General features: G+C 71.4%; 22 protein-coding genes and 1 pseudogene. 12 read left to right on the top strand and 11 right to left on the bottom strand.

The genetic code is table 11. The annotated features are described in order from the left end of the window. Positions 1-87: 87 nt before the first annotated feature. A complete protein-coding gene (locus ACZ6RC_RS31625; RefSeq protein ID WP_469589754.1) occupies positions 88-1,626 on the bottom strand; it encodes a S8 family peptidase in 1,539 nt (512 codons plus the stop codon). 283 nt (positions 1,627-1,909) lie between these two features. Here ACZ6RC_RS31625 and ACZ6RC_RS31630 point away from each other — a divergent pair, with 283 nt between their 5' ends. From ACZ6RC_RS31630 to moaA, 3 genes are all read left to right on the top strand, one after another. After that, positions 1,910-2,284 (top strand): DUF485 domain-containing protein, encoded by a 375-nt coding sequence (locus ACZ6RC_RS31630; protein ID WP_391140503.1) that lies wholly within the window; start codon positions 1,910-1,912, stop codon positions 2,282-2,284. Then, positions 2,281-3,915, top strand: a complete 1,635-nt coding sequence (locus tag ACZ6RC_RS31635) for a solute symporter family protein (protein ID WP_391140502.1) — start codon at positions 2,281-2,283, stop codon at positions 3,913-3,915. Before ACZ6RC_RS31630 ends, ACZ6RC_RS31635 begins: the two co-directional genes overlap by 4 nt. 161 nt (positions 3,916-4,076) lie before the next feature. Next, positions 4,077-5,066, top strand: a complete 990-nt coding sequence (moaA, locus tag ACZ6RC_RS31640) for a GTP 3',8-cyclase MoaA (RefSeq protein WP_469589759.1) — start codon at positions 4,077-4,079, stop codon at positions 5,064-5,066. Here the strand turns inward: moaA and ACZ6RC_RS31645 are convergent. After that, positions 5,049-5,345 (bottom strand): hypothetical protein, encoded by a 297-nt coding sequence (locus ACZ6RC_RS31645; RefSeq protein ID WP_469589805.1) that lies wholly within the window; start codon positions 5,343-5,345, stop codon positions 5,049-5,051. The two genes, moaA and ACZ6RC_RS31645, sit on opposite strands and share 18 nt — an antisense overlap. Before the next feature lie 193 nt (positions 5,346-5,538). After that, a complete protein-coding gene (locus ACZ6RC_RS31650; protein ID WP_469589762.1) occupies positions 5,539-5,943 on the bottom strand; it encodes a DUF3099 domain-containing protein in 405 nt (134 codons plus the stop codon). Positions 5,944-6,125: 182 nt separating this feature from the next. Between ACZ6RC_RS31650 and ACZ6RC_RS31655 the strand changes: the two genes are divergently transcribed. Next, positions 6,126-6,401, top strand: coding sequence for a GlsB/YeaQ/YmgE family stress response membrane protein (locus tag ACZ6RC_RS31655; protein ID WP_391140499.1), 276 nt, complete (start codon positions 6,126-6,128; stop codon positions 6,399-6,401). Positions 6,402-6,545: 144 nt separating this feature from the next. Here the strand turns inward: ACZ6RC_RS31655 and tyrS are convergent, their stop codons facing one another. From tyrS to ACZ6RC_RS31670, 3 genes are read right to left on the bottom strand one after another with little or no spacing between them, the layout of a single operon-like run. Then, positions 6,546-7,817 carry a tyrosine--tRNA ligase gene (gene tyrS, locus ACZ6RC_RS31660; RefSeq protein WP_453614952.1) on the bottom strand — a complete coding sequence of 424 codons (1,272 nt, stop codon included), beginning with the start codon at positions 7,815-7,817 and terminating at the stop codon, positions 6,546-6,548. Between the two features lie 54 nt (positions 7,818-7,871). Next, positions 7,872-9,263 (bottom strand): metallopeptidase TldD-related protein, encoded by a 1,392-nt coding sequence (locus ACZ6RC_RS31665; protein ID WP_469589765.1) that lies wholly within the window; start codon positions 9,261-9,263, stop codon positions 7,872-7,874. After that, a complete protein-coding gene (locus ACZ6RC_RS31670; protein ID WP_453614950.1) occupies positions 9,260-10,783 on the bottom strand; it encodes a TldD/PmbA family protein in 1,524 nt (507 codons plus the stop codon). Before ACZ6RC_RS31670 ends, ACZ6RC_RS31665 begins: the two co-directional genes overlap by 4 nt. Before the next feature lie 186 nt (positions 10,784-10,969). Here ACZ6RC_RS31670 and fabG point away from each other — a divergent pair, with 186 nt between their 5' ends. The 3 genes from fabG (at position 10,970) to ACZ6RC_RS31685 (ending at position 13,070) form a co-directional block, all read left to right on the top strand. Continuing rightward, the gene (gene fabG / locus ACZ6RC_RS31675; protein ID WP_391140495.1) at positions 10,970-11,674 is read left to right on the top strand and encodes a 3-oxoacyl-[acyl-carrier-protein] reductase; all 705 of its coding nucleotides are present in this window, start codon (positions 10,970-10,972) and stop codon (positions 11,672-11,674) included. 5 nt (positions 11,675-11,679) lie between these two features. After that, entirely contained in the window at positions 11,680-12,456 is a 777-nt protein-coding gene (gene fabI, locus ACZ6RC_RS31680; protein ID WP_391140494.1) for an enoyl-ACP reductase FabI, read from the top strand. Positions 12,457-12,674: 218 nt separating this feature from the next. After that, a complete protein-coding gene (locus tag ACZ6RC_RS31685) occupies positions 12,675-13,070 on the top strand; it encodes a hypothetical protein (RefSeq protein ID WP_469589771.1) in 396 nt (131 codons plus the stop codon). Here ACZ6RC_RS31685 and ACZ6RC_RS31690 read toward each other — a convergent pair. Continuing rightward, positions 13,021-13,728, bottom strand: coding sequence for a FadR/GntR family transcriptional regulator (locus tag ACZ6RC_RS31690; protein WP_453614948.1), 708 nt, complete (start codon positions 13,726-13,728; stop codon positions 13,021-13,023). The two genes, ACZ6RC_RS31685 and ACZ6RC_RS31690, sit on opposite strands and share 50 nt — an antisense overlap. 63 nt (positions 13,729-13,791) lie before the next feature. Here ACZ6RC_RS31690 and ACZ6RC_RS31695 point away from each other — a divergent pair, with 63 nt between their 5' ends. The 4 genes from ACZ6RC_RS31695 to ACZ6RC_RS31710 all read left to right on the top strand — a co-directional run bounded on the left by ACZ6RC_RS31695 (position 13,792) and on the right by ACZ6RC_RS31710 (position 16,227). After that, complete coding sequence (locus ACZ6RC_RS31695) at positions 13,792-15,096, top strand: CynX/NimT family MFS transporter (protein ID WP_469589774.1); 1,305 nt, start codon at positions 13,792-13,794, stop codon at positions 15,094-15,096. Between the two features lie 17 nt (positions 15,097-15,113). Beyond that, positions 15,114-15,230, top strand: coding sequence for an SGM_5486 family transporter-associated protein (locus tag ACZ6RC_RS31700; protein ID WP_268247900.1), 117 nt, complete (start codon positions 15,114-15,116; stop codon positions 15,228-15,230). Between the two features lie 239 nt (positions 15,231-15,469). After that, positions 15,470-15,673 carry a hypothetical protein gene (locus ACZ6RC_RS31705; RefSeq protein WP_391140490.1) on the top strand — a complete coding sequence of 68 codons (204 nt, stop codon included), beginning with the start codon at positions 15,470-15,472 and terminating at the stop codon, positions 15,671-15,673. A 35-nt stretch (positions 15,674-15,708) separates the two neighbouring features. Next, entirely contained in the window at positions 15,709-16,227 is a 519-nt protein-coding gene (locus ACZ6RC_RS31710; protein WP_391140489.1) for a SixA phosphatase family protein, read from the top strand. Positions 16,228-16,314: 87 nt separating this feature from the next. Here the strand turns inward: ACZ6RC_RS31710 and serB are convergent, their stop codons facing one another. Continuing rightward, a complete protein-coding gene (serB, locus tag ACZ6RC_RS31715; protein WP_391140488.1) occupies positions 16,315-17,529 on the bottom strand; it encodes a phosphoserine phosphatase SerB in 1,215 nt (404 codons plus the stop codon). Between the two features lie 323 nt (positions 17,530-17,852). Here serB and ACZ6RC_RS31720 point away from each other — a divergent pair, with 323 nt between their 5' ends. Continuing rightward, the gene (locus tag ACZ6RC_RS31720) at positions 17,853-20,426 is read left to right on the top strand and encodes an ABC transporter ATP-binding protein/permease (RefSeq protein WP_469589780.1); all 2,574 of its coding nucleotides are present in this window, start codon (positions 17,853-17,855) and stop codon (positions 20,424-20,426) included. Between the two features lie 73 nt (positions 20,427-20,499). Here the strand turns inward: ACZ6RC_RS31720 and ACZ6RC_RS31725 are convergent, their stop codons facing one another. The 3 genes and pseudogenes from ACZ6RC_RS31725 to ACZ6RC_RS31735 all read right to left on the bottom strand — a co-directional run. Further along, a complete protein-coding gene (locus ACZ6RC_RS31725) occupies positions 20,500-21,225 on the bottom strand; it encodes a transglycosylase SLT domain-containing protein (RefSeq protein ID WP_469589783.1) in 726 nt (241 codons plus the stop codon). Between the two features lie 292 nt (positions 21,226-21,517). Beyond that, positions 21,518-22,621, bottom strand: a complete 1,104-nt coding sequence (locus tag ACZ6RC_RS31730; protein ID WP_469589786.1) for an S-adenosylmethionine:tRNA ribosyltransferase-isomerase — start codon at positions 22,619-22,621, stop codon at positions 21,518-21,520. Between the two features lie 149 nt (positions 22,622-22,770). Beyond that, a pseudogene (locus ACZ6RC_RS31735) lies at positions 22,771-23,448 on the bottom strand (SDR family NAD(P)-dependent oxidoreductase); the annotation flags it as partial. Positions 23,449-23,563: the final 115 nt, after the last annotated feature.

The raw sequence follows: 23,563 nt of genomic DNA on the forward strand, positions 1-23,563 counted from the left end.
CCGAGGGCCCCATGACGAAGGGCCCCGGTGCGGCGGGCTGCCGCACCAGGGCCCTCACTCCGGACCGGCAACGGTCCGGCGGTCGTCCTACCGGCGCACGGCGTCAAGGGCGTCGATCAGCCCCGCGCCGTAGAAGCCGTTCTTGTTCTTGCCGCCCTCGCACACCGCGTCGATCGTGCCGTCGCCCTCGATGTCGTAGGGGTTGGTGCAGGCGCGGTCGTCGGCCTGCGCGTACAGCAGGGCCTTGAGCGCCGCCGGGCTCGCGTGCGGGTGGGTCGACTTCAGCAGCGCGAGCACGCCCGCCGCGTGCGGCGAGGCCATGGAGGTGCCCGCCTTGTAGTTGTAGCCGCCTTCGACCGTGGTCGACAGGATGCGGCCGTTGATCGCCGGGGCCTCCGGCGTCTGGTACTCGGTGCGGTCGCCACCGGGCGCCGCGATGTCGACGACCCCCTGGCCGTAGTTGGAGTACGAGGCCTTGAGGTCCTTCGCACCCGTGGCGGAGACCGTGACCACGCCCGGCAGCATCGCCGGGAAGTCGAGGCACCGCTGCGGGTCGACGACCCGGGTCACCGGCGTGGTGTCGTTCGGGCTGGTGGCGTCGGTGAGCTCGTCCGCCGCCAGGTCCATCTTCGAGTTGCCGGCCGCGGCGACGTTGACCGTGCCCTTGCGCTCCGCGTAGCGGGTGGCGCGAGTGACCGCCTCGATCAGCGCCTTCTGGTCGGCGTCGTTCTTGCACGCGAACAGCCACGGGTCGGTGTAGTAGCTGTTGTTGGTGATCTCGACACCGCGCTCGGCCGCCCACATGAAGCCGCAGACCACGGCCTCGGTGTAGAAGAAGCCGTCGGGGGTGGAGACCTTGATGCCGGAGACCTTCACGCCCGGCGCGACACCCGTGATGCCGATGCCGTTCTTGGCGGCGGCGATGGTGCCGGCGACGTGCGTGCCGTGGTCGCTCTCGCCCGGCTGGGGGCGCCACGAGCCGGGCGTGGTGTCCGGGGCGCCGGTCACGCAGTTGGCGGACGCGGCGGCGTCGAAGTTCGGCGCCAGGTCCGGGTGGGTGTCGTCGACACCCGTGTCGATGACACCGACCGTGACCTTCTTGCTGCCCGTCGTCCGCTGGTGGGCCTTGTCCGCCTTGATGGCCGGCAGGTCCCACTGCAGGGGCTCCAGCGGGTCCTGCGCGTCGGTGGCGCCGGCCGCCGCGGCGGTGGCCTCGGCGGCGGTGAGCGCCTGGCCGCCCTCGTCGACGGAGGTGTCGGTCTGGACGGAGAGCGGCGCGGTGCGCGTCGAACCGGCCGACACCACGCCCTTGGCCTTGCGGATCGTCTTCGCGAACCCGGGGTTCTGCGAGTGGACGACTATCACGCCTATCTGGTCATAGGAGACGACCACCGTGCCACCGGCCGCGGCGATCGCCTTCTTCACCGAGGCGGCCGTCCAGCGGCCTCCCTCGATGTTGACGACGTACGACAGCTTGGGGCCGTCCGTCGCCACGGCGGCCTTCGCCGGGGCATCGCTCAGTTCCGCGGCGGATGCGCCGGACGGAAGGAAGCCGAGCGAGGCCGTGAGCGCGAGACCGACCGGAAGAGCGAGTACTCGACCGCGTCTCGATCCCAGATGAGCCATGGGTTCTCCACATCATCCGTATGTACTGCCCGAACGCCGGTTGCGGGCGGGCAGGTGCATGACGAGTGAAGCTATCGCTGATCAACCCGGCCCTTCAATGAGTTCAGAAGACTTGATGAAGATCCCGGAGAAGAAAATCGCCGGCGGTGAACCGAGTCGCCCCGTCTCCCGTGCCGTTGTGCAGGGGAGGAGCTCCCTCCGCAGCTCCGTCCGAAGCTCCGCGTTCACCCGAGTGAGGCCCCTTTTGTCCATGCCCGACGCACCCGTGTCCCGAGGAGAATCCGTGGCCACCGAAGCACCGCCGCCGCCCCGAGAGGACAGGGACGCCCCGGGCGTCCCCGCCCAGCCCACGACGGAGGCGTTCGTCGCGGTCCAGGAGAGTGCGGAGTTCGGCGAACTGCGCCGCACCTACCGCTCCTTCGCCTTCCCCCTGACCGTCGCCTTCATCGCCTGGTACCTGCTGTACGTGCTGCTCTCCAACTACGCGGGCGGCTTCATGGGGACCAGGCTCTTCGGCAACATCAACGTGGCCCTGGTCCTGGGCCTCGGCCAGTTCCTGACCACCTTCCTCATCGCCTGGTTCTACTCGCGGCACGCGGCCGAACGCCTCGACCCGAAGGCCGAGGCCATCAAGTCCCGTATGGAGGGCGACGCGTGAGCAGCATCCTCGACACCGTCTCGCTGGCGGCCGGCAACGCCACCAGCGAGCACCGGCCGCTGATCATCACCCTCTTCGGCGCGTTCGTCGTCGCCACCCTCGTCATCACCGTCTGGGCCGGCCGGCAGACCAAGAGCGCCGCGGACTTCTACGCCGGCGGCCGCCAGTTCACCGGCTTCCAGAACGGCCTCGCGATCTCCGGCGACTACATGTCCGCCGCGTCCTTCCTCGGCATCGCCGGCGCCATCGCGCTCTACGGCTACGACGGCTTCCTCTACTCGATCGGCTTCCTGGTCGCCTGGCTGGTCGCGCTGCTCCTGGTGGCCGAACCGCTGCGCAACTCGGGCCGGTTCACCATGGGCGACGTCCTGGCCTACCGGATGCGCCAGCGCCCGGTCCGCACCGCCGCCGGCACCTCCACCATCGTCGTCTCGATCTTCTACCTGCTCGCGCAGATGGCCGGCGCCGGTGTGCTCGTCTCGCTGCTCCTCGGCATCACCAGCGACGGCGGCAAGATCGCCATCGTCGCCCTGGTCGGCCTCCTGATGATCGTGTACGTCACCATCGGCGGGATGAAGGGCACCACCTGGGTGCAGATGGTCAAGGCCGTCCTGCTGATCGCGGGCACGCTCCTGATCACCTTCCTGATCCTGCTGAAGTTCGGCTTCAACCTCTCCGACCTGCTCGGCGCCGCCGCCACCAACAGCGGCAAGGGCCAGGCGTTCCTGGAGCCCGGCCTCAAGTACGGCGTCAGCGAGATCTCCAAGCTGGACTTCCTCTCGCTCGGCATCGCGCTCGTCCTCGGCACGGCCGGCCTGCCCCACATCCTGATCCGCTTCTACACGGTGCCGACCGCCAAGGCCGCCCGTAAGTCGGTCAACTGGGCCATCGGCATCATCGGCGCCTTCTACCTCATGACGATCGTCCTCGGCTTCGGCGCCGCCGCCCTGCTCAAGAACAGCGACATCATCGCCTCCAACAAGGCGGGCAACACCGCGGCCCCGCTGGCCGCCCTGGAGGTCGGCGGCGGCGCCGGCTCCACCGGCGGCGCGATCCTGCTCGCGGTGATCTCGGCCGTCGCCTTCGCCACCATCCTCGCGGTGGTCGCCGGACTGACCCTGGCCTCCTCGTCGTCCTTCGCGCACGACATCTACGCCAACGTCATCCGGCGCGGCAAGGCCACGGAGAAGGAGGAGGTCCGCGCGGCCCGCTGGGCGACGGTCCTCATCGGTGTCGTCTCGATCGCCCTCGGCGCGCTCGCCCGCGACCTCAACGTCGCCGGCCTGGTCGCCCTGGCCTTCGCCGTCGCCGCCTCCGCCAACCTGCCCACCATCCTCTACAGCCTGTTCTGGAAGCGGTTCACGACCCAGGGCGCGCTCTGGTCGATCTACGGCGGTCTGATCTCCTCGGTCGTCCTGGTGCTCTTCTCGCCGGTCGTCTCCGGCAAGCCCACCTCGATGTTCAAGACCGTGGACTTCTACTGGTTCCCGCTGGAGAACCCCGGCCTGGTCTCCATCCCGCTCGGCTTCCTCCTCGGCTGGCTCGGCTCCCTCCTCTCCAAGGAGGGTCCGGACAAGGGCAAGTACGCGGAACTCGAGGTCAAGTCCCTCACCGGTGTCGGAGCGCACTGATCCGCACACGGTCAGCGATCGACGGACGGTCGCGTCGTAGAGTTCTACGACGCGGCCGCGCCGGTCCTGGTGACAATCGTCCATGCGCGTTGTCGGTGCGCTCACGTAGGCTCGGGAACGTACGGAACATCCATCGCGACACCAAGGGGAGGGGGCCCACAGTGCTCATCGACACCTACGGCCGGGTCGCCACCGACCTGCGTGTCTCGCTCACGGACCGGTGCAACCTGCGCTGCACGTACTGCATGCCGGAAGAGGGCCTGCAGTGGCTGGCCAAGCCCGACCTCCTCAGCGACGACGAGATCGTCCGGCTGGTCCGTATCGCGGTCACCGACCTCGGCGTCACCGAGGTCCGCTTCACCGGCGGCGAGCCGCTGCTCCGTCCCGGCCTGGTCGGCATCGTCGAGCGGTGCGCCGCCCTCGAGCTGCGCCCCAAGATGTCCTTGACGACCAACGGCATCGGCCTCAAGCGCACGGCCGCCGCCCTGAAGGCGGCCGGCCTGGACCGGGTCAACGTCTCCCTCGACACCCTGCGGCCCGAGGTCTTCAAGGCGCTGACCCGCCGCGACCGCCACCAGGACGTGCTCGACGGCATGGCCGCCGCCCGCGACGCCGGCCTCACCCCCGTCAAGGTCAACGCCGTCCTGATGCCCGGGCTCAACGCCGACGAGGCCCCCGAGCTGCTGGCCTGGGCGGTGGAGAACGCCTACGAAATGCGCTTCATCGAGCAGATGCCGCTCGACGCCCAGCACGGCTGGAAGCGCGACGGCATGATCACCGCCGGGGACATCCTGGAGTCGCTGCGCACCCGCTTCACGCTGACCCCCGAGGGCGACGAGGAGCGCGGATCGGCGCCCGCCGAGCGCTGGGTGGTCGACGGGGGGCCGCACCGGGTCGGCGTGATCGCCTCCGTCACCCGCCCGTTCTGCCGGGCCTGCGACCGGACCCGGCTCACCGCCGACGGCCAGGTGCGCACCTGCCTGTTCGCCACCGAGGAGACCGACCTGCGGGCCGCGCTGCGCTCGGACGCCCCGGACGAGGAGATCGCCCGGATCTGGAAGCTGGCGATGTGGGGCAAGAAGGCCGGTTCGGGCTTGGACGACCCGAGCTTCCTGCAGCCGGACCGCCCGATGTCAGCGATCGGCGGCTGAGCCCCCGGGGTCCGTACCGCCGGGGTTCGTCCCCTCGGGGCCCGTACCGCCCGGGGCGTCGTCCGCGGCGCCGGCCGCCTCCCAGTCGGCGAGCGGCACGACGTCCTTGAGGAAGCCGCGGACGCCGAGGAACTGCGAGAGGTGCTCGCGGTGCTCCTCGCAGGCGAGCCAGGTCTTGCGACGCTCCGGCGTGTGCAGCTTCGGGTTGTTCCAGGCCAGCACCCAGACCGCGGCGACGCGGCAGCCCTTGGCGGAGCAGATCGGGGTCTCTTCACTCACCGGATTGATCACCGGGACATTGTCCAACAAGGGCGATGCCGGGCAGCCACGGGGGGAGCTGCCCGGCATCGGTCCGTCGCTCCGACGGGGGATGCGGAGCGCGTAGGAAGTATGTCACGGGACATGGGGTGTGGTGCACCGGAACTTCATGATTGATCTGAGCATTTCTTGAGCTTTTCCAGCCCTTTGCTGATCAACTCTGCCCGTACGCGCGTTCCGTGGGGGTGCCCTCCGCACTCGCCGTCGAGCCCTCCGTCGGGCCCCCGGTCGAGGCCCCCGACGAGCTTCCGGCCGGGCTTCCGGGCGTCGGAAGCTCGGGGCGCGTCGGGGCAGGAGTGAAGGTGGAGGGGAGGGACGGCGCGCGCTCCCGGCCGGCGTTGGCGATCACCACGGAGATGTAGGGGAGCACTGCGCCGAGCACCAGCGCCACGACGGCCACATGCCGTTCGACGTTCCACAGCGTGGCGGCCGCGATCACGGCCAGCGTCCGTACGGACATCGAGATCACATAGCGCCGCTGGCGGCCGCGCACATCGTCGGCCAACCCCTGACGGGCTCCGGTGATCCGGAACACCTCGGTTCCGCCCCGCTTGCGCATCGCGCTCACCACCCGGCATGTCGCGCCGGACGCTCCCCGGTCCGGACCTCGCCTCCACGGTACGCCCGCGGCTCGGGCCGGAGGAGACCGGGGCACGTATGGACCCGTCCGACATGCGGCCTATGCCCGCCGGGCCGAGACTGGGCCCACATGCGCAGAGTGCGCCGCGTCAGGAGGCGACCATGAGCTGGCTGTGGGCAATCATCGTGGGTCTGGTGCTCGGTCTGATCGCCAAGGCGATCCTGCCGGGCAAGCAGCAGATCCCCCTGTGGCTGACGACCGTTTTCGGGATCCTCGGCAGTGTCCTCGGCAATGCCGTGGCGACCTGGATCGGGGTCAACGACACCAAGGGCATCGACTGGACCCGTCATCTGCTCCAACTCATCGGCGCGGTCGCGGTGGTGGGCGTCGGCGACATGCTGTGGGCCTCGATCAAGGGCAACAGACGACGGGCGTGACACCGCGCTCCCGGAGCGGCGCCGCCTGACGGCTCCGCGACCGGCACGGCGCCGTACGACGACGGCCCGGCACACGCGTCAGGCGTGCACCGGGCCATCGTCGTGTCACCACGGGCCGTCGTCAGGGCACCGGGGCCGGGCCCGTCAGCTCCCGGCGGCCAGTTCGATCGCCGCCAGGTTCTTCTTGCCCCGGCGCAGCACCAGCCAGCGGCCGTGCAGCAGCTCGTCCGCCGATGCCTCGGCGTCCTCGGCGGTGACCTTGACGTTGTTCACGTAGGCCCCGCCCTCCTTCACCGTCCGGCGCGCGGCCGACTTGCTCGGCGCCAGGCCGACCTCGGTGAAAAGGTCCACGACCTGCCCCAGCTCCGCCACCCGCGCGTGCGGCAGCTCGGAGAGCGCCGCCGCCAGCGTCGCCTCGTCCAGCTCGGCCAGGTCGCCCTGTCCGAAGAGCGCCTTCGAGGCGTTGATCACGGCCGCGCACTGCTCGGCGCCGTGCACCAGCGTCGTCAGCTCCTCGGCGAGCGCCCGCTGAGCGGTCCGCGCCTGCGGCCGCTCCGCGGTGAGCTGCTCCAGCTCCTCCAGCTCCTCACGGGACTTGAAGGAGAGGATCCGCAGGTAGGTGGAGATGTCCCGGTCGTCGACGTTCAGCCAGAACTGGTAGAACGCGTACGGCGTCGTCATCTCGGGGTCCAGCCAGACGGCCCCGCTCTCGGTCTTGCCGAACTTCGTGCCGTCCGCCTTGACCATCAGCGGCGTCGCCAGCGCGTGCACCTCGGCGCCCGGCTCAAGCCGGTGGATCAGGTCGAGCCCCGCCACCAGGTTGCCCCACTGGTCGGAACCGCCCTGCTGCAGCGTGCAGCCGTGCCGCCGGTACAGCTCCAGGAAGTCCATGCCCTGCAGCAGCTGGTAGCTGAACTCGGTGTAGCTGATGCCCTGCTCGGACTCCAGGCGCCGGGCGACGGAGTCCTTGGTCAGCATCTTGTTGACCCGGAAGTGCTTGCCGATGTCCCGCAGGAACTCGATCGCGGACAGGCCCGCGGTCCAGTCCAGGTTGTTCACCATGACCGCGGCGTTCTCCCCCTCGAAGGAGAGGAACGGCTCGATCTGGGTCCGCAGCCGGTGCACCCAGTTCGCGACCGTCTCGGGGTCGTTCAGGGTGCGCTCGGCCGTCGGCCGCGGGTCGCCGATCTGGCCGGTGGCCCCGCCGACCAGCGCCAGCGGCCGGTGACCGGCCTGCTGGAGCCGGCGGACCGTGAGCACCTGGACCAGGTGACCGACGTGGAGACTGGCGGCGGTCGGGTCGAAACCGCAATAGAACGTGACGGGACCGTCCGCGAGAGCCTTGCGCAGTGCGTCCTCGTCGGTGGACTGGGCGAACAGCCCGCGCCACTTCAGCTCGTCGACGATGTCCGTCACGATCTTCGGTCTCCTTGGTTGATGGTCGTCACGCCGTGACTCAGTCTATGGGGGTCAGACACCCTTGCTGACCGAGCTCATGTTGAAGTCCGGCACCCGCAGGGCCGGCATCGCCGCCCTGGTGAACCAGTCGCTCCACTCGCGCGGCAGGGTCTTCTCGGTCCGGCCCGCCTCCGAGGCCCGCGACAGCAGGTCCACCGGCGACTCGTTGAACCGGAAGTTGTTCACCTCGCCGATGACCTCGCCGTTCTCGACCAGGTAGACGCCGTCCCGGGTCAGACCGGTCAGCAGCAGCGTGGCCGGGTCGACCTCGCGGATGTACCAGAGGCAGGTCAGCAGCAGTCCCCGCTCGGTCGAGGCGACCATCTCCTCCAGGGAGCGCTCGCCGCCGCCGTCCAGGATCAGGTTCCCGGCACTCGGTGCCAGCGGCAGCCGGGTGAGCGCCGCCGTGTGCCGGGTGGTGATCAGGCTCTCCAGCCTGCCCTCCCGTACCCAGTCCGTGGCCGCCAGCGGCAGACCGTTGTCGAAGACGGACGAGTCGTCGCCGGAGGAGTGCGCGATGACGAACGGCGCGGATTCCAGACCGGGCTCGTTCGGGTCGCTGCGCAGCGTCAGCGGCAGCGGGGAGAGCTTTTCGCCCAGTCGCGTGCCGCCGCCCGGCTTCGAGAAGACCGTCCGCCCCTCCGCCGCGTCCCGGGCGGCGGAGGACCACAGCTGGTAGATCAGCAGATCGGCCACGGCCGTCGGCGGCAGCAGCGTCTCGTACCGCCCGGCCGGCAGCTCGATCCGCCGCTCCGCCCAGCCGAGCCGCCGCGCCAGGTCGGCGTCGAGCGCCGCCGGGTCGACGTCCTTGAAGTCGCGCGTGGACCGCCCGGCCCACGCCGAGCGCGAGCGGTCCGGGGATTTGGCGTTCAGCTCCAGGGTCCCCTTCGGCTGGTCGTGGCGCAGCCGCAGCCCCGTCGACGTGCCGAGGTAGGTCGAGGTCATCGTGTGGTGGGCGAAGCCGTACAGCTCACGGCCGCCCGCCCGGGCCCGGGCGAAGGCCTCGCCCAGGGCGGGCGCGAAGTCCGTGAAGACCGCCGAGGTCGTCTCGGCCGGCCCGTCCGCGAAGTCCGGGGAGGCGTCGATGCCCTCGATCAGCGGCTGCGCGTCCTCGGCGGGCCCGGCGGCCCGCGCGGCCGCCTCGGCGGCCCGCACCAGCGGCTCCAGGTCCTCCGGCGTCACGGCGGAGCGCGAGACGACACCCGAGGCGGTGCCCTGGGAGCCGTCGACCGTCGCGATGACGGTGAGGGTGCGCCCGCGGGTCACGCCGTTGGTGGTCAGCGTGTTGCCCGCCCAGCGCAGATTGGCCGAGGACTCCTCGTCGGCGAGGACGACACACCCGTCGGCGCGGGACAGCTCCAGAGCCCGCTCGACGATCTCGTACGGCTTGCTGACGCGGCTCATCGACCGGCCTCCTGCGTCGTGTTGAGGATGTTGACACCGCGGAACAGGGCGGACGGGCAGCCGTGCGAGACCGCCGCGACCTGGCCCGGCTGTGCCTTGCCGCAGTTGAAGGCGCCGCCCAGGACGTACGTCTGCGGCCCGCCGACCTGCTCCATCGACCCCCAGAAGTCGGTCGTCGTCGCCTGGTACGCGACGTCCCGCAGCTGCCCCGCCAGCCGGCCGTTCTCGATGCGGAAGAAGCGCTGGCCGGTGAACTGGAAGTTGTACCGCTGCATGTCGATCGACCAGGACCGGTCGCCGACCACGTAGATACCGCGCTCGACGCCGCCGATCAGGTCCTCCGTCGACAGGCCGCCCGGGTCGGGCTGGAGGGAGACGTTCGCCATGCGCTGGACCGGGACGTGCCCGGGGGAGTCGGCGAAGGCGCAGCCGTTCGACCGCCCGAGACCCGTCAGCCTCGCGATCCGCCGGTCCAGCTGGTAGCCGACGAGCGTGCCGTCCTTCACCAGGTCCCAGCTCTGCGCCTCGACGCCCTCGTCGTCGTACCCGATCGTCGCGAGCCCGTGCTCGGCGGTGCGGTCACCGGTCACGTTCATGATCGACGAGCCGTACGCCAGCTTCCCCAGCTGGTCGAAGGTGGCGAACGAGGTCCCGGCGTACGCCGCCTCGTAGCCGAGCGCGCGGTCCAGCTCGGTGGCGTGGCCGATCGACTCGTGAATGGTCAGCCAGAGGTTCGACGGGTCGACCACCAGGTCGTACCTCCCCGCCTGCACGCTCGGCGCCCGCATCTTCTCGGCCAGCAGCTCCGGGATCCGCTCCAGCTCCGCGTCCCAGTCCCAGCCGGTGCCGGTGAGGTACTCCCAGCCCCGGCCGGCCGGGGGCGCGATCGTCCGCATCGAGTCGAACTCGCCGGTCGTCTCGTCGACGGCGACGGCGGTGAGCTGCGGATGCAGCCGCACCCGCTGCTGGGTGGTGACCGTGCCCGCCGTATCGGCGTAGAACTTGTTCTCGTGCACGGTCAGCAGCGAGGCGTCCACGTGCGCCACGCCCTCCGCCCGCAGCAGCCGCGCGCTCCAGTCGGCGAGCACCGCGCTCTTGTCGGCGTCGGGGATGGTGAAGGGGTCGATCTCGTACGAGGAGATCCACGTCTTCTCCGCGTGCACCGGCTCGTCCGCGAGCTCCACCCGCTCGTCCGAGCCGGCCGCCGCGATGACCTTGGCGGAGAGCTTGGCCATGGCGACCGCCTGCGAGGCGACCTTCGCGGCCCCGTCCATGGTCAGGTCGACCCCGGAGGCGAAGCCCCAGGCCCCGCCGTGCACCACCCGGACCGCGTAGCCGAGGTCCGTGATGTCCGAGGAGCCGGACGGCTTGGCGTCCCGCAGCCGCCAGGAGGCGCTGCGGACCCGCTCGAGGCGGAAGTCGGCGTGCTCGGCGCCGAGTGCGCGGGCGCGGGCGAGCGCGGCGTCGGCGAGCGCGCGCAGCGGCAGCGCCGTGAAAGCCGCGTCGATGGAATGAGGCACGAATGTCTCCTGTCGTGTGACACCGGTCGCCCCCGATCATGTCGCGCTTTCGGCCGCGATGCCCAGGCCTTTCTGTAGGGACCCGACAGCGGGGTGCGGACGCCACTGTCAGGGCCCGATTCTTCGCGCAAGGGGCCGGACCGATAGGTTTTCGGCGTACCAGACCGCTATCGAAAGGGTGATCCGTTGAGCCGCTCGGTTCTCGTCACCGGAGGAAACCGGGGCATCGGCCTCGCCATCGCCAGCGCTTTCGCCGAGGCCGGCGACAAGGTCGCGGTCACGTACCGGTCCGGAGAGCCGCCGGCCGGCTTCCTGGCCGTCAAGTGCGACATCACCGACGCCGAGCAGGTGGAGCAGGCGTACAAGGAGATCGAGGAGAAGCACGGTCCGGTGGAGGTGCTGGTGGCCAACGCCGGTGTCACGAAGGACCAGTTGCTGATGCGGATGTCCGAGGAGGACTTCACCTCCGTCCTGGACACCAACCTCACCGGCACGTTCCGGGTCGTCAAGCGCGCCAACCGCGGCATGCTGCGGGCCAAGAAGGGCCGCGTCGTCCTGATCTCCTCGGTCGTCGGGCTCCTCGGCTCGGCCGGACAGGCCAACTACGCCGCCTCCAAGGCCGGCCTGGTCGGTTTCGCCCGTTCCCTCGCCCGAGAGCTCGGCTCGCGCAACATCACGTTCAATGTCGTCGCGCCCGGGTTTGTCGACACCGACATGACCAAGGTGCTCACCGAGGAGCAGCGCAAGGGCATCGTGTCCCAGGTGCCGCTGGGCCGCTACGCGCAGCCCGAGGAGATCGCCGCCACGGTGCGGTTCCTCGCCTCCGACGACGCCTCGTACATCACTGGAGCCGTCATCCCGGTTGACGGCGGATTGGGCATGGGTCACTGATCACCATGAGCGGAATTCTCGAGGGCAAGCGCATCCTGATCACCGGTGTGCTGATGGAGTCCTCCATCGCCTTCCACACCGCGAAGCTGGCCCAGGAGCAGGGCGCGGAGATCATCCTCACCGCCTGGCCGCGGCCGACGCTGACCGAGCGCATCGCCAAGAAGCTGCCGCAGCCCGACAAGGTCAAGGTCCTGGAGCTGGACGTCTCCAACGACGAGCACCTCGCCCGGCTTGAGGGCCAGGTCCGCGAGCACCTCGGTGACCGCCTCGACGGCATCGTCCACTCCATCGGCTTCGCCCCGCAGGACGCGCTCGGCGGCAACTTCCTCAACACGCCGTTCGAGTCCGTGGCCACCGCCATGCACATCTCGGCCTTCTCGCTGAAGTCCCTGACGATGGCGCTGCTGCCGCTGATGAACCAGGGCGGCTCGGTCGTCGGCCTCACCTTCGACGCGCAGTTCGCCTGGCCGCAGTACGACTGGATGGGCCCGGCCAAGGCCGCCCTCGAGGCCACCAACCGCTACATGGCGCGTGACCTGGGCAAGCAGAACATCCGCTGCAACCTGATCTCGGCCGGCCCGCTCGGTTCGATGGCCGCGAAGTCGATCCCCGGCTTCTCCGACCTCGCCGCCGTCTGGGACACCCGCTCCCCGCTCGCGTGGGACCTCACGGACCCGGAGCCGACCGGCCGCGGCGTCGTCGCGCTGCTGTCCGACTGGTTCCCGAAGACCACCGGCGAGATCGTGCACGTCGACGGCGGCCTGCACGCCATCGGTGCCTGACCGGACCTGACACGGCCGGGTGCCCGTCCCTCGGGGGGACGGGCACCCGGCCTTCGTCGTCGGCGGGCCTTAGGCGCCCGTCGCCGTCGGCAGGGGCCGCACCGTCGAACCCCCGGGCCCTAGGGCCTCGTCCCCTCCCGAGTCGAAAAGTCCGCCGGATCCCCGCAGACTGGGTCGAAGCGTGACGTTCCGACTACTCCCGGGGAGGAGGTACGGGTATGCGCGCGCCACACCGCGGGGTCGCCGCGTTCGCCTCGGCCGCCGCTCTTCTCGCCGGATTCGCCGTCGCCGCCGAGGTCAGCGCGGCCCCGGCCCCCGCCGACGACCCCGTGCCCGTCGCCGAGCAGCCCGACGACTTCGGCGCCTCCTGCCGTACGGTCGTCCAGGGCTCCCGCGTCACCGCGTACTGCCACAACCCCTACCCCGCCACCGACCGCGTCCGGCTGCACGTCGAGTGCGCCCGCTGGTGGGACGTGGACACCGACAGCGCCCCCGCCGACGTAACCCCGACCGCCTACGTCCAGGTGACCGGCCGCTGCTGGAAGGAGGTCCGGGCCGCCTGGGTCACCCACCAGCCGGCGACGGAGGCTCCTCCCGGGGCGCGGCGCTCCTGAGGCACATGAAGGGGTAGCCGGCCGCCTCCGTCTCCGCCGTCTCCGCCTCCCCGCCCCGGATCGCCTCCACCAGGCGCGCGTGGTCCATGTGGTACTCCGGCCGCAGGTCCTGCCCCACGTCGTCCCGCAGCCACGCGCGCAGCACGTGCCCGAGGTCGGCGTAGAGCGCGGTCAGGACGTCGTTGTGCGAGGCGACCACCACCGCGTGGTGGAACGCCGCGTCCGCCGTCACGAAGCGCTCGGCGTCCCCCGACGTCCAGGCCTCCTCCCGCCCCGCCAGCAGCGCGTCCAGCTGCTTCATGTCCCGCTCCGTGCGCCGCAGCGCCGCGAACCGCGCCGCCGCGGACTCCAGGGTCGAGCGCAGCTCCGCGATGTGCCGCGGGTCGGAGTCGGCGAACCGCCGGTGCATGACCCCCGCCAGCTCGCTGGTCGCCACGACATAGGTGCCGGAGCCCTGCCGGATGTCCAGCAGACCGTTGTGCGCGAGCGCGCGGACCGCCTCGCGCACGGTGTTGCGGGCCACGCCCAGCTGCTCGACCAGTTCCGGCTCGGTCGGGATCCGCGACCCCACCGGCCACTCGCCCGAGGTGATCTGGTTCCGCAGCTCGGTGATCACCTGATCGGAGAGCCCGGACCGCCGGGGAGAGCCGAGCGCCATGGTGGACCTTTCGGTTGGTTCCGGATTGGACAATCAATCATCCCATGATTCTATGATGGCCCCATGCCTGACGAGCCGCAGACCCTGAAGACCGCCACGCCCCCGGCCCGCGCCTCCTCACCGGCCACCACGGTGGAGGATTCTTCCGCACCCGCCACCCCGGCCCGCCGGCTCACCGGACTCGTCATCGTCGGGCTCGTCCTTGCGGCGCTCAACCTCCGCCCCGCCATCACCAGCCTCGGCGCCCTCCTCGAAGAGGTCCGCGACGGCCTCCACATGAGCGGCAGCGTCGCCGGCGTCCTCACCTCGGTGCCCCCGCTCTGCTTCGCGGTCTTCGGCATCACCGCCCCGCGCCTCGCCCGCCGCTTCGGCCCCGCCGCCGTCGTCTGCGCCGGCATGGTGGCGATCCTCGCCGGACTCGCCCTGCGCCCCTTCGCGGGCGGCACCGTCGGCTTCCTCGCGGCCAGCGCCCTCGCGCTGATGGGCATCGCCGTCAGCAACGTCCTGATGCCCGTCATCGTCAAGCGGTACTTCCCCGACCGCGTCGGCACCATGACCGGCCTCTACTCCATGGCCCTCGCCCTCGGCACCTCCCTGGCCGCCGCCGCGACCGTGCCCCTGACCGCGGCCATGGGCGGGGGCTGGCGCGCCGGACTCGGCTTCTGGGCGGGCCTCGCCGCGCTCGCCGTCCTGCCCTGGGTCCTGATGCTGCGCGACCGGTCCGAGGGAGGGGCGGCCGCCCCGGCCGCCTCCCTTCCCGCCCGGGAACCGGCCCGCTCCGCCGCGCCGCTCCGGATCACCCGCAGCCGCACCGCCTGGGCCCTCGGCGTCTTCTTCGGCCTCCAGGCCACCGGCGCCTACATCACCATGGGCTGGATGCCCCAGATCTTCCGCGACGCGGGCGTCCCCGCCGGCACCGCCGGCGTGCTCCTCGCCGTCACGATGGTCATGGGCGTCCCCCTCGCCTTCGTCATCCCGCGCCTCGCCGGACGGCTCAGGAACCAGGGCCCGATCGCCGTCGCCCTGGGCCTGTGCGGCCTCGGCGGCTACACCGGTCTGTACCTCGCGCCCGCCGGCGGCGCCTGGGTCTGGGCCGTGCTCCTCGGCGTCTCCAACTGCGCCTTCCCGCTCGCCCTCACGATGATCGGCATGCGCTCGCGCACCGGCGCCGGGGTGGTCCGGCTCTCCGCCTTCGCGCAGAGCGTCGGCTATCTCCTCTCGATCCCCGGGCCGCTCCTCGTGGGCGTCCTCTACCAGCACAGCGGCGGCTGGGGCCTGCCCATCGCCCTGATGGCCGGGCTGATGGTGCCCCAGATGGTCGTCGGTGTCCTCGCCGGCAGGGACCGGATCGTCGAGGACGAGTGCTGAGATGCGAGACTGGCCCCATGCCAGTGCTCGACCCGAACCCCCAGAACGGCCAGAAGAAGCTCCTCATCGTGCTCGGCGCGATGCTGGGCATCACGGTCGTCATCGCCGTCATCGCCTCGATCGCCTCCCCCTGAGCCGCACCCCACGTTCCTCCCCCTGAGCCGCACCCCACGTTCCTCCCCCTGAGCCGCACCCCACGCCCCGCCCGCCCGTCCGTCGACGCGCCGTGAGGCGGGGGAGGGTGGGGCTCGCCCTCCCATCCCCTAGGGGGTTCTTCTCAGGGTGAAGTGGGTGGATCACCGGATGGGCCCGGCCGCCGCCGATCCGTACGTTGGAGCCATCGCAACGGATCACCCTTTTCCCGGAGGCGGCCATGCCGGCCCGTACGCACCCCAGCACCCGGAGCACGTCGCACGGCGTCGACACCCGGCTGCCCTGGTGGGCCCTCGCCCTCCCGGTGGCCGCGTTCCTCGCGCTCTTCGCGCTGATAGCCGGACCGGGAAAGGCGCACGCCGTCGGCTCCGATCCGGCGGTCGGCCACGTCCTGCGGCAGATCCAGCAAACGCTCTCTCTCTGAGTCGGCGTGAGCCGTTTCGTGGGAAGGTGGAGCGCATGAGCGTCGACACACCCCGCAGGATCGTGCTGCTCCGGCACGCGAAGGCCGACTGGCCCCCGGTGTCCGATCACGAGCGTCCGCTCGCCGAGCGCGGCCGCACGGACGCCCCCGTCGCCGGCCGCAAGCTCGCCGACACCGGTATCTCCTTCGATCTGGCCCTCTGCTCGACCGCCGTCCGCACCCGCGAGACCTGGAAGCTGGCCGTGCAGGAGCTGCCCCACCGTCCCCGGACGGTCTATGAGGAGCGGCTGTACGAAGCCTCCCTCGGCGAGCTCATCGCCCTGCTCAACGAGACGCCGGAGGAGGTCGACGACGTCCTCGTCATCGGCCACAACCCCGGGATGCACGCGCTCTCCGACGCCCTCGCGGGCTCGGCCGAGGGGGACGCGCTGACCCGGATGAACCGCGGCGGGTTCCCCACCGCCGCCTTCTCCGTCCTCGGCTTCCAGGGCACCTGGAAGTCCGTCGAGCACGGCGTCGCCACCCTGCTCGACTACTGGGCCCCGCACGACTGACCCGGCCCCACCGCGGCGAAAGGCCCGGTCACCGCTGGGTGACCGGGCCCCGACCCGGAGGGTGCGACGGCTCGCGCGGGCGCGCCGTCAGTGCAGCAGCTCCTCGCCGCCGTCCGCCGCCTCGACCTCTTCGCGGGTGATGCCGAGCAGATAGAGGACGGTGTCGAGGAAGGGCACGTTCACCGCCGTGTGCGCGGCCTCCCGCACGACCGGCTTGGCGTTGAACGCCACCCCGAGCCCGGCGGCGTTCAGCATGTCCAGGTCGTTGGCCCCGTCGCCGATGGCCACGGTCTGCGCCAGCGGCACACCCGCCTCGGCGGCGAACCGCCGCAGCAGCCGGGCCTTGCCCGCCCGGTCCACGATCTCGCCCGTCACCCGGCCGGTCAGCTTGCCGTCCACGATCTCCAGGGTGTTGGCCGAGGCGAAGTCCAGGCCCAGCCGCTCCTGGAGATCGTCCGTGACCTGGGTGAAGCCACCGGAGACCACCCCGACCTGATAGCCGAGCCGCTTGAGCGTGCGGATCAGGGTGCGGGCGCCCGGCGTGAGCCGCACCTCGGCGCGGACCTTGTCCACCACCGAGACGTCGAGCCCCTCCAGCAGCGCCACCCGTGCGTGCAGCGACTGCTCGAAGTCCAGCTCGCCGCGCATCGCCGCCTCGGTGACCTCGGCGACCTTGTCCTCGCAGCCCGCGTGCGCCGCGAACAGCTCGATGACCTCGTCCTGGATGAGCGTCGAGTCGACGTCCATCACCACCAGCCGCTGGGCGCGGCGCTGCAGCCCCGCCGAGACGACGGCGACGTCCACGCCGATGTGGTGCGAGGCGGGCGCCAGGGCGGTCCGCAGCGGCTCGGGCTCGCACCCCGACACGGCGAACTCCACCGCGGTCACCGGGTACTTCGCGAGACGGAAGATACGGTCGATGTTCCCGCCGGTCTCGGTGATCCTGGCCGCTATGGCGGCCGTCGCCTCGGCGGTCAGCGGGTGCCCCAGCACGGTGACGTGGGACCGGCCGCTGCCGCGCGGACGGTTGTCGCCGGTGCCGGAGATGATCTCGGCCTGCAGCTTCAACGACTCCGCCCAGCTGTGCACGGTGGCCCGGAGCTCGCCCTGCGAGGCGACGGTCGGCTCGGTCACGAGCGCGCACAGCACGAGGCGCCCGCGGGACACGACCTGCTCGATGTCCACGACGTCGACGGAGTAGGCGGCGAGGGTGTCGAAGAGTCCGGCGGTGATCCCGGGACGGTCCTTCCCGAAGATCTTGACGAGAAGGGTGGGAACGTCTGAGGTCTGCGATGCGCTCATGGTGCTTCCACCGTATCGGGCACGGGGTGCCACCAGCCTCCCCGTCCCGCGTACCGGACACCCGACTGGTCCCGCCCCTGCCACCGTAGCGCCGCGCCGGCCGCCCCGCCTCGCGACCTGCCGCGCCCCGGCCCCGCACCCCCCACCCCCGCCGCGCCTCCCATTCGTCACGGCTTGCCCGATTCACGGATGCTCCGTCCGTGCCTCTGCGGGGTCTTCACACCGCCCGACTTTCGGATACGGGACCCGGCCTGAAATAGTTCCCCCCGGATGTTCGCCATCCCTGGACTCCCGACGACGGGGGTTGCATCGGGGGACAAGTAGTGGGGCATGGAGTGCCAGAACTCGTACTGGAATTGAACGGAAGGACCTGGACTCTCGAGCCGTCCAGGTCGTACACCCTCGGCCGCGATCCGCAGGGCGACCTCGTGATCGACGACGCCAGGGTCTCGTGGCGGCACGCCACCATCAGTTGGGGCGGCCGGAGTTGGGTCATCGAGGACCACGGCTCGACCAACGGCACCTTCGTGCAGGGCCAGCGCGTCCACGCGGTGGAGATCGGGCCCGGCTCCGCGGTGCACCTCGGCAACGCGACCGACGGGCCCCGGCTGAATCTCGCCGCGAGCGCCGCGGCCCCGCAGCAGGCCCCGGCCCAGCAGGCGCCGGCGCAGGCCGCCCCCGCCCACCAGGGCGCGGCGCAGGCCGACTGGGCCACCCACCAGGCCCCGCCGCAGCAGCAGGGCTGGCAGCAGCAGGCCCCGGCCCAGCCGCACCAGCAGGCCCCGCAACCGCAGTTCCCGCAGCAGCAGGCCGGTCCCGTCGAGCAGTTGGCGCAGAAGGTGCCGGGCCAGGGCGGCGGCAACGCGGGGGCGCAGCCGGTCTACGGCGACCGCAGCCCCACCACGTTCCACCAGCTGTCGCTCGGGCACGTCATGCGGATCGGTCGTGCGCTCGAGAACGAACTGGTCGTCTCCGACCTCCAGGTCTCGCGCCACCACGCCGAGTTCCACGCCACACCCGACGGCCGTTTCGAGATCCGCGACCTCGGCTCCCACAACGGCACGTACGTCAACGGCCAGCCGATCGCCAAGGGCGGCTCCGTCCTCATCGGCCCCAACGACATCGTCGGTGTCGGTCACTCGACCTTCCGGATGGTCGGCGGCCAGCTCGAGGAGTTCGTCGACACCGGCGAGGTCTCCTTCTCGGCCCGCCACCTCACCGTCACGGTCGACGGCGGCAAGCAGATCCTCAAGGACGTCTCCTTCGGCGTCCCCGAGAAGTCGCTGATCGGCGTCATCGGCCCCTCCGGCTCCGGCAAGTCCACCCTGCTCAAGGCGCTGACCGGCTACCGCCCGGCCAACGAGGGTGACGTCCTCTACGACAACCGGAGCCTCTACAAGCAGTTCGCCGAGCTGCGCCAGCGCATCGGTCTGGTCCCGCAGGACGACATCCTGCACAAGGAGCTGACCGTCCAGAAGGCGCTCCGCTACGCCGCCAAGCTCCGCTTCCCCGGCGACACCGCCCCGGCCGAGCGCGAGGCCCGCATCGACGAGGTGCTGCGCGAGCTCAAGCTCGACATCCACAAGGAGAAGAAGGTCACCTCCCTCTCCGGTGGCCAGCGCAAGCGCGTCTCCGTCGCCCTGGAGCTCCTCACCAAGCCGTCGCTGATCTTCCTCGACGAGCCGACCTCCGGCCTCGACCCGGGCATGGACCGTGACGTCATGCAGCTGCTGCGCGGCCTCGCCGACGACGGCCGCACCGTCCTCGTCGTCACCCACTCGGTGGCCGAGCTGGGCCTGTGCGACAAGCTCCTGGTGATGGCCCCCGGCGGCTCGGTGGCCTACTTCGGCCCGCCGGAGGAGGCGCTGAACTTCTTCGGCTACAGCACCTGGGCCGACGTCTTCTCCGCCTTCGAGAACTACCGCGACTACGACTGGGCGGGCCGCTGGAAGGGCTCGCAGCACTACCAGATGTACGCCGCGGACATCGACGCCGTCGCCGCGCAGCCCGTCCAGATGCTGCAGCACGCGGCGACCAGGCCGCCCAAGCCGCAGGGCTGGGGCTCCCAGCTGTGGACCCTGATCCGCCGCTACTCCTCGGTCATCGCCTCCGACAAGGGCTTCCTGGGCCTGATGGTGATCCTGCCGGCCGTCCTCGGCGTGGTCTCGGTCGTCATCCCCGCCGACTTCGGCCTCGCGCCGCCCACGCCGCCGTCCCGCTTCAACGGCGACGCCGGCACGATCATGCTGATCCTCGCGGTCGGCATGTGCTTCTCGGGCGCCGCCAACTCCGTACGAGAGCTGATCAAGGAACGGGTCATCTACGAACGGGAGCGGGCCACCGGCCTGTCCCGCTCGGCGTACCTCATGTCCAAGGTCATCGTCCTGGGCGTGATCACCGCCATCCAGGGCGTGATCATCTGCGGCATCGGCTTCGCCACCCGCGAGCTGCCCGCGGAGGGCCTGGTCCTCCCGCCGGCCGTCGAGCTGTGCATCACGATCATCGCCCTCGGCTTCACCTCGATGATGTTCGGCCTGGTCATCTCCTCGCTGGTGAAGACCGCCGAGAAGACCATGCCGCTCCTGGTGATGTTCGCGATCGTCCAGGTCGTCTTCACCGGCATCCTCTTCCAGGTGTACGGATCGCCGGGCCTGGAGCAGTTCGCCTGGCTGATGCCCTCCCGCTGGGCCATCGCCGCGGCGGGCTCGACCCTCGACCTCGCCCACCTGATGCCGCCGTGGGACCACAAGAACCCGACCAACCTGGACCCGCTGTGGGACCACACGGTCGCCCAGTGGGGCTTCAACCTCACGGTCCTGCTGCTCATCGGCATCGCCTGCGGCTTCGCGGTGGCGCGTCTGCTGCGCCGCCACGAGCCTGAGGTCATGCGCAAGTAACCGCGTCCGGACGCGCCGAAGGGCGGCACCCCAGCACGGGTGCCGCCCTTTCGGCGTCTGCGCTGCGCCTGGATCAGTAGGCGCTGTTCACGTTGTCCATCGAGCCGTAGCGGTCGGCGGCGTAATTGCACGCCGCGACGATGTTGGCGACCGGGTCGTACTGGTCGAACTTGGTGCCCGCCACGTGGTAGGTCTTGAAGGTCGGGTAGATGACCTGGAGCAGGCCCTTCGACGGGACGCCGTTGATGGCGTTGATGTCCCAGTTGTTGATGGCCCGCGGGTTACCGCTGGACTCCCGCATGATGTTGCGGTGGATGCCCTCGTAGGTGCCCGGGATGTTGTGCTTGTCCATGATGAACAGCGCCTCGCGGATCCAGCCGTCGAGGTTGTTCGCGAAGACGGGGGTGCGGGCGGCGGCACGGCTCGCGGCCGCCTTCTCCGCGGCGCGCTTCTTCGCGGCGGCCTCGGCCTTCGCCTTGGCGGCCTTCGCCTGAGCGTCGGCCTTGACCTTGGCGGCGGCGGCCTTGGCCTTCGCCTCGGCCTCCTGCTTGGCCTTGAGGCCGATGACGTTCTGCTGCTCGGTAAGGCCGGCGTGCAGCGCCTTGGCCTGCGGGCTGTCGGCGTTGTACGACCAGGCGACCTGCTGCGTGTTCGTCAGGGCCTGCGGCTCGGTCTCCGCGGCGGCGTTGCCGGGAACCAGGGAGAAGCCGATGGCAGCGGCGCTGAGAGCGGCGACGCCGGCGATCGAGATCTTGTGGGTCTTGTTCAGACGACGGTTACCAGGGGTGTTCGCAGACATGCGGAGATACCTCTTCGAATCGCAGGGGGTGTCGCTCAGGCCGGGCGGCGCTGCGCCCTGTTCGGCGGCGACGGCTGCAATTCTTAGCGGCCGCAAAATGCTGTGGCAAAGGTGTGACGTACGACCCCGGGTAGTGGATCAGGGTCCCGTGCACCGCGCACGGATAGCCCCCTGGGGCCGCGTCATACAGCCCATATCCACCCTTTAACCCTCCACTAAAGGTGTTCGTAAGTGACCTGCGTCCTATGCGAGGGCTCACACGGGGCCCCCGCCGAACTCACCACACGTTGCGTCAGCAATGCGCTCGGTGAGGGGGGTCCTCCGGGAGGATGAGGTGGAGGTCCCCGAACTCGTGCCACAGGTACAGCGCCCGCAGCGCCTCCTCGTACGCACGGTGCAGGGCGGCCCTCCCGGCCACCGCCTCCAGCATCAGCAGATGCGAGGCCGCCGGCTCGTGGAGCCCGGTCAGCAGCCCGTCCACCGCCCGCACCCCGCGCGCCGGTGTCACCACCAGGTCCGTCCACCCCGCCGCGGCCCGCACCACGCTTCGCGGCCACCCGCCCGGCCCGCCCGCCGCGGCCGACTCCAGCGCCCGTACGGCCGTCGTCCCCACCGCGATGACCCGCCCGCCCGTCGCCCTCGCCTCGTTCACCACCCGCGCCGACGCCTCCGGCACCTCGAAGCGCTCCGGATAGGGAGGCTCGTGCGCCTCGGCCGACGCCACCCCCGTGTGCAGGGTGATCGGCGCGAACCGCACCCCCCTGCAGACCAGCTCCGTCACCAGCCGGGTGGTGAAGGGCCGCCCGGCGCTCGGCATCTCCGCGGACCCCGCGCCGTCGGGGGAGGGGAGCGCGAAGACCGTCTGGTACGCCTCCAGCGGCTGGTCCCGCTCCGTGTACCCGTAGCGGATCGGGCGCCCGTGGCGCGCCAGCAGCCCCGGTACGGGGGCGTCCGCCCGCGCCCACCACAGCCGGCCCGACCCCGGCGCCAGGGGCTCATCGAGAACGAGCCGCGCCCCGTCCGGCAGCCGTACCACCGCCCCCGGCGGGCCGCCCGCCCGCGCCCGGCTGCTGCCGCGGCCGTCCGGATCCCTCAGCTCCACCGCCCACCGGCCGTCGTCGCCGCGGGTCGAGAAGTGCACGACGACCGGCCGCCCGGCCGGCTCCCCGCCCAGCCGCCCCGACACGGCGGCGGCCAGCGTCGGCGAGGTGTTGACCACCAGCACGTCCCCGGCCCGCAGCCACCCGGGCAGCTCCCGGAAGGCCTGGTGCCACACCTCCGTCCCGCGCGAGACCATCAGCCGTACGTCGTCCCGCCCCCGGCCAGGACCGCGCTGCTCGGCCGGGACCCGCGCCGACCGCTCCTCCGGCACCCTCAGCTCCTCCAAGACGCTCATCCGGCCGCCCCCGCCCGCTCCACCGAAGCCGAAGCCGAAGCCGAAGCCGAAGCCGAAGCCGAAGCCGAAGCCGACGTCGAGGCCGAGGCGGCCTCCGGCCCCGGAGGCTCCCCGTCCGCCCCCGACCACTCCGCTTCCGACCACTCCGCCGCCGTGTACCGCCCGCTCGCCGGCCGGGCCGCCAGGAGCCGCAGGATCCCCGGCACCACCGTCTCCGGAGCCGGCCGCGGACCGTCGTCGCCGGGGACCGCCGCCGCGTACAGCGCCGTCGCCATGTCCCCCGGATCGACCGTCCACACCCGCAGCCCCGGCTCCTCCACCGCCAGCACCCCCGCCAGCAGGTCGAGCGCCGCCTTCGACGCGCCGTACCCGCCCCACGTCTCGTACGCCTCCACCGCCGCGTCCGAGCTGATCACGACCACCGCACCGGCCCCGCTCTCCCGCAGCGGGGGCAACCCCTCCTGTACGAGACCCAGCGCGGCCACCAGATTCGTCTCCAGGGCCACCCGCAGCCCGTCCAGGGACAGGCCCTCCAGCCGCACCAGCGGCTCAGCGCCCAGCGCGCTCGCGTTGTGCACCAGCAGATCGAGTCCCCCGAGACCCCGCGCAGCCGCCACCAGCTCCGCCCGGTGCTCCGCGTCCGTCACATCGCCCGGCCGCGCCACCACCCGCCCCGGCCCGCCCCGCGCCCGGACCGCCCGCGCACCCTCCTCCAGCACCTCCGCCGTCCGCGCGTCCAGGACCAGGTCCCAGCCCTCCTCGGCCAGCCCGGCGGCCAGCGCCAGCCCCAGCCCCTTCGACGCTCCCGTGACGATCGCGACAGGCATGACGTCCATCCCCTCTCGGTACGTTCGACCTCCAGACTCGGACCACGCCCCCGCCCGCCGCCTCCGCCGCGGGCCCCGACCACCCGGGGCACTTCGGCCTAGTCCCGCGGCCCTA

Source organism: Streptomyces sp. NPDC048353 (assembly GCF_055587165.1).

Bases quoted from the DNA above. Each gene is read 5' to 3' on its own strand.
- ACZ6RC_RS31625 (WP_469589754.1), bottom strand. From the start codon at position 1,626: ATGGCTCATCTGGGATCGAGACGCGGTCGAGTACTCGCTCTTCCGGTC.
- ACZ6RC_RS31650 (WP_469589762.1), bottom strand. From the start codon at position 5,943: ATGCGCAAGCGGGGCGGAACCGAGGTGTTCCGGATCACCGGAGCCCGT.
- ACZ6RC_RS31655 (WP_391140499.1), top strand. From the start codon at position 6,126: ATGAGCTGGCTGTGGGCAATCATCGTGGGTCTGGTGCTCGGTCTGATC.
- ACZ6RC_RS31665 (WP_469589765.1), bottom strand. From the start codon at position 9,263: ATGAGCCGCGTCAGCAAGCCGTACGAGATCGTCGAGCGGGCTCTGGAG.
- fabI (WP_391140494.1), top strand. From the start codon at position 11,680: ATGAGCGGAATTCTCGAGGGCAAGCGCATCCTGATCACCGGTGTGCTG.
- ACZ6RC_RS31685 (WP_469589771.1), top strand. From the start codon at position 12,675: ATGCGCGCGCCACACCGCGGGGTCGCCGCGTTCGCCTCGGCCGCCGCT.
- ACZ6RC_RS31690 (WP_453614948.1), bottom strand. From the start codon at position 13,728: ATGGCGCTCGGCTCTCCCCGGCGGTCCGGGCTCTCCGATCAGGTGATC.
- ACZ6RC_RS31695 (WP_469589774.1), top strand. From the start codon at position 13,792: ATGCCTGACGAGCCGCAGACCCTGAAGACCGCCACGCCCCCGGCCCGC.
- ACZ6RC_RS31700 (WP_268247900.1), top strand. From the start codon at position 15,114: ATGCCAGTGCTCGACCCGAACCCCCAGAACGGCCAGAAGAAGCTCCTC.
- ACZ6RC_RS31705 (WP_391140490.1), top strand. From the start codon at position 15,470: ATGCCGGCCCGTACGCACCCCAGCACCCGGAGCACGTCGCACGGCGTC.
- ACZ6RC_RS31710 (WP_391140489.1), top strand. From the start codon at position 15,709: ATGAGCGTCGACACACCCCGCAGGATCGTGCTGCTCCGGCACGCGAAG.
- serB (WP_391140488.1), bottom strand. From the start codon at position 17,529: ATGAGCGCATCGCAGACCTCAGACGTTCCCACCCTTCTCGTCAAGATC.
- ACZ6RC_RS31725 (WP_469589783.1), bottom strand. From the start codon at position 21,225: ATGTCTGCGAACACCCCTGGTAACCGTCGTCTGAACAAGACCCACAAG.
- ACZ6RC_RS31730 (WP_469589786.1), bottom strand. From the start codon at position 22,621: ATGAGCGTCTTGGAGGAGCTGAGGGTGCCGGAGGAGCGGTCGGCGCGG.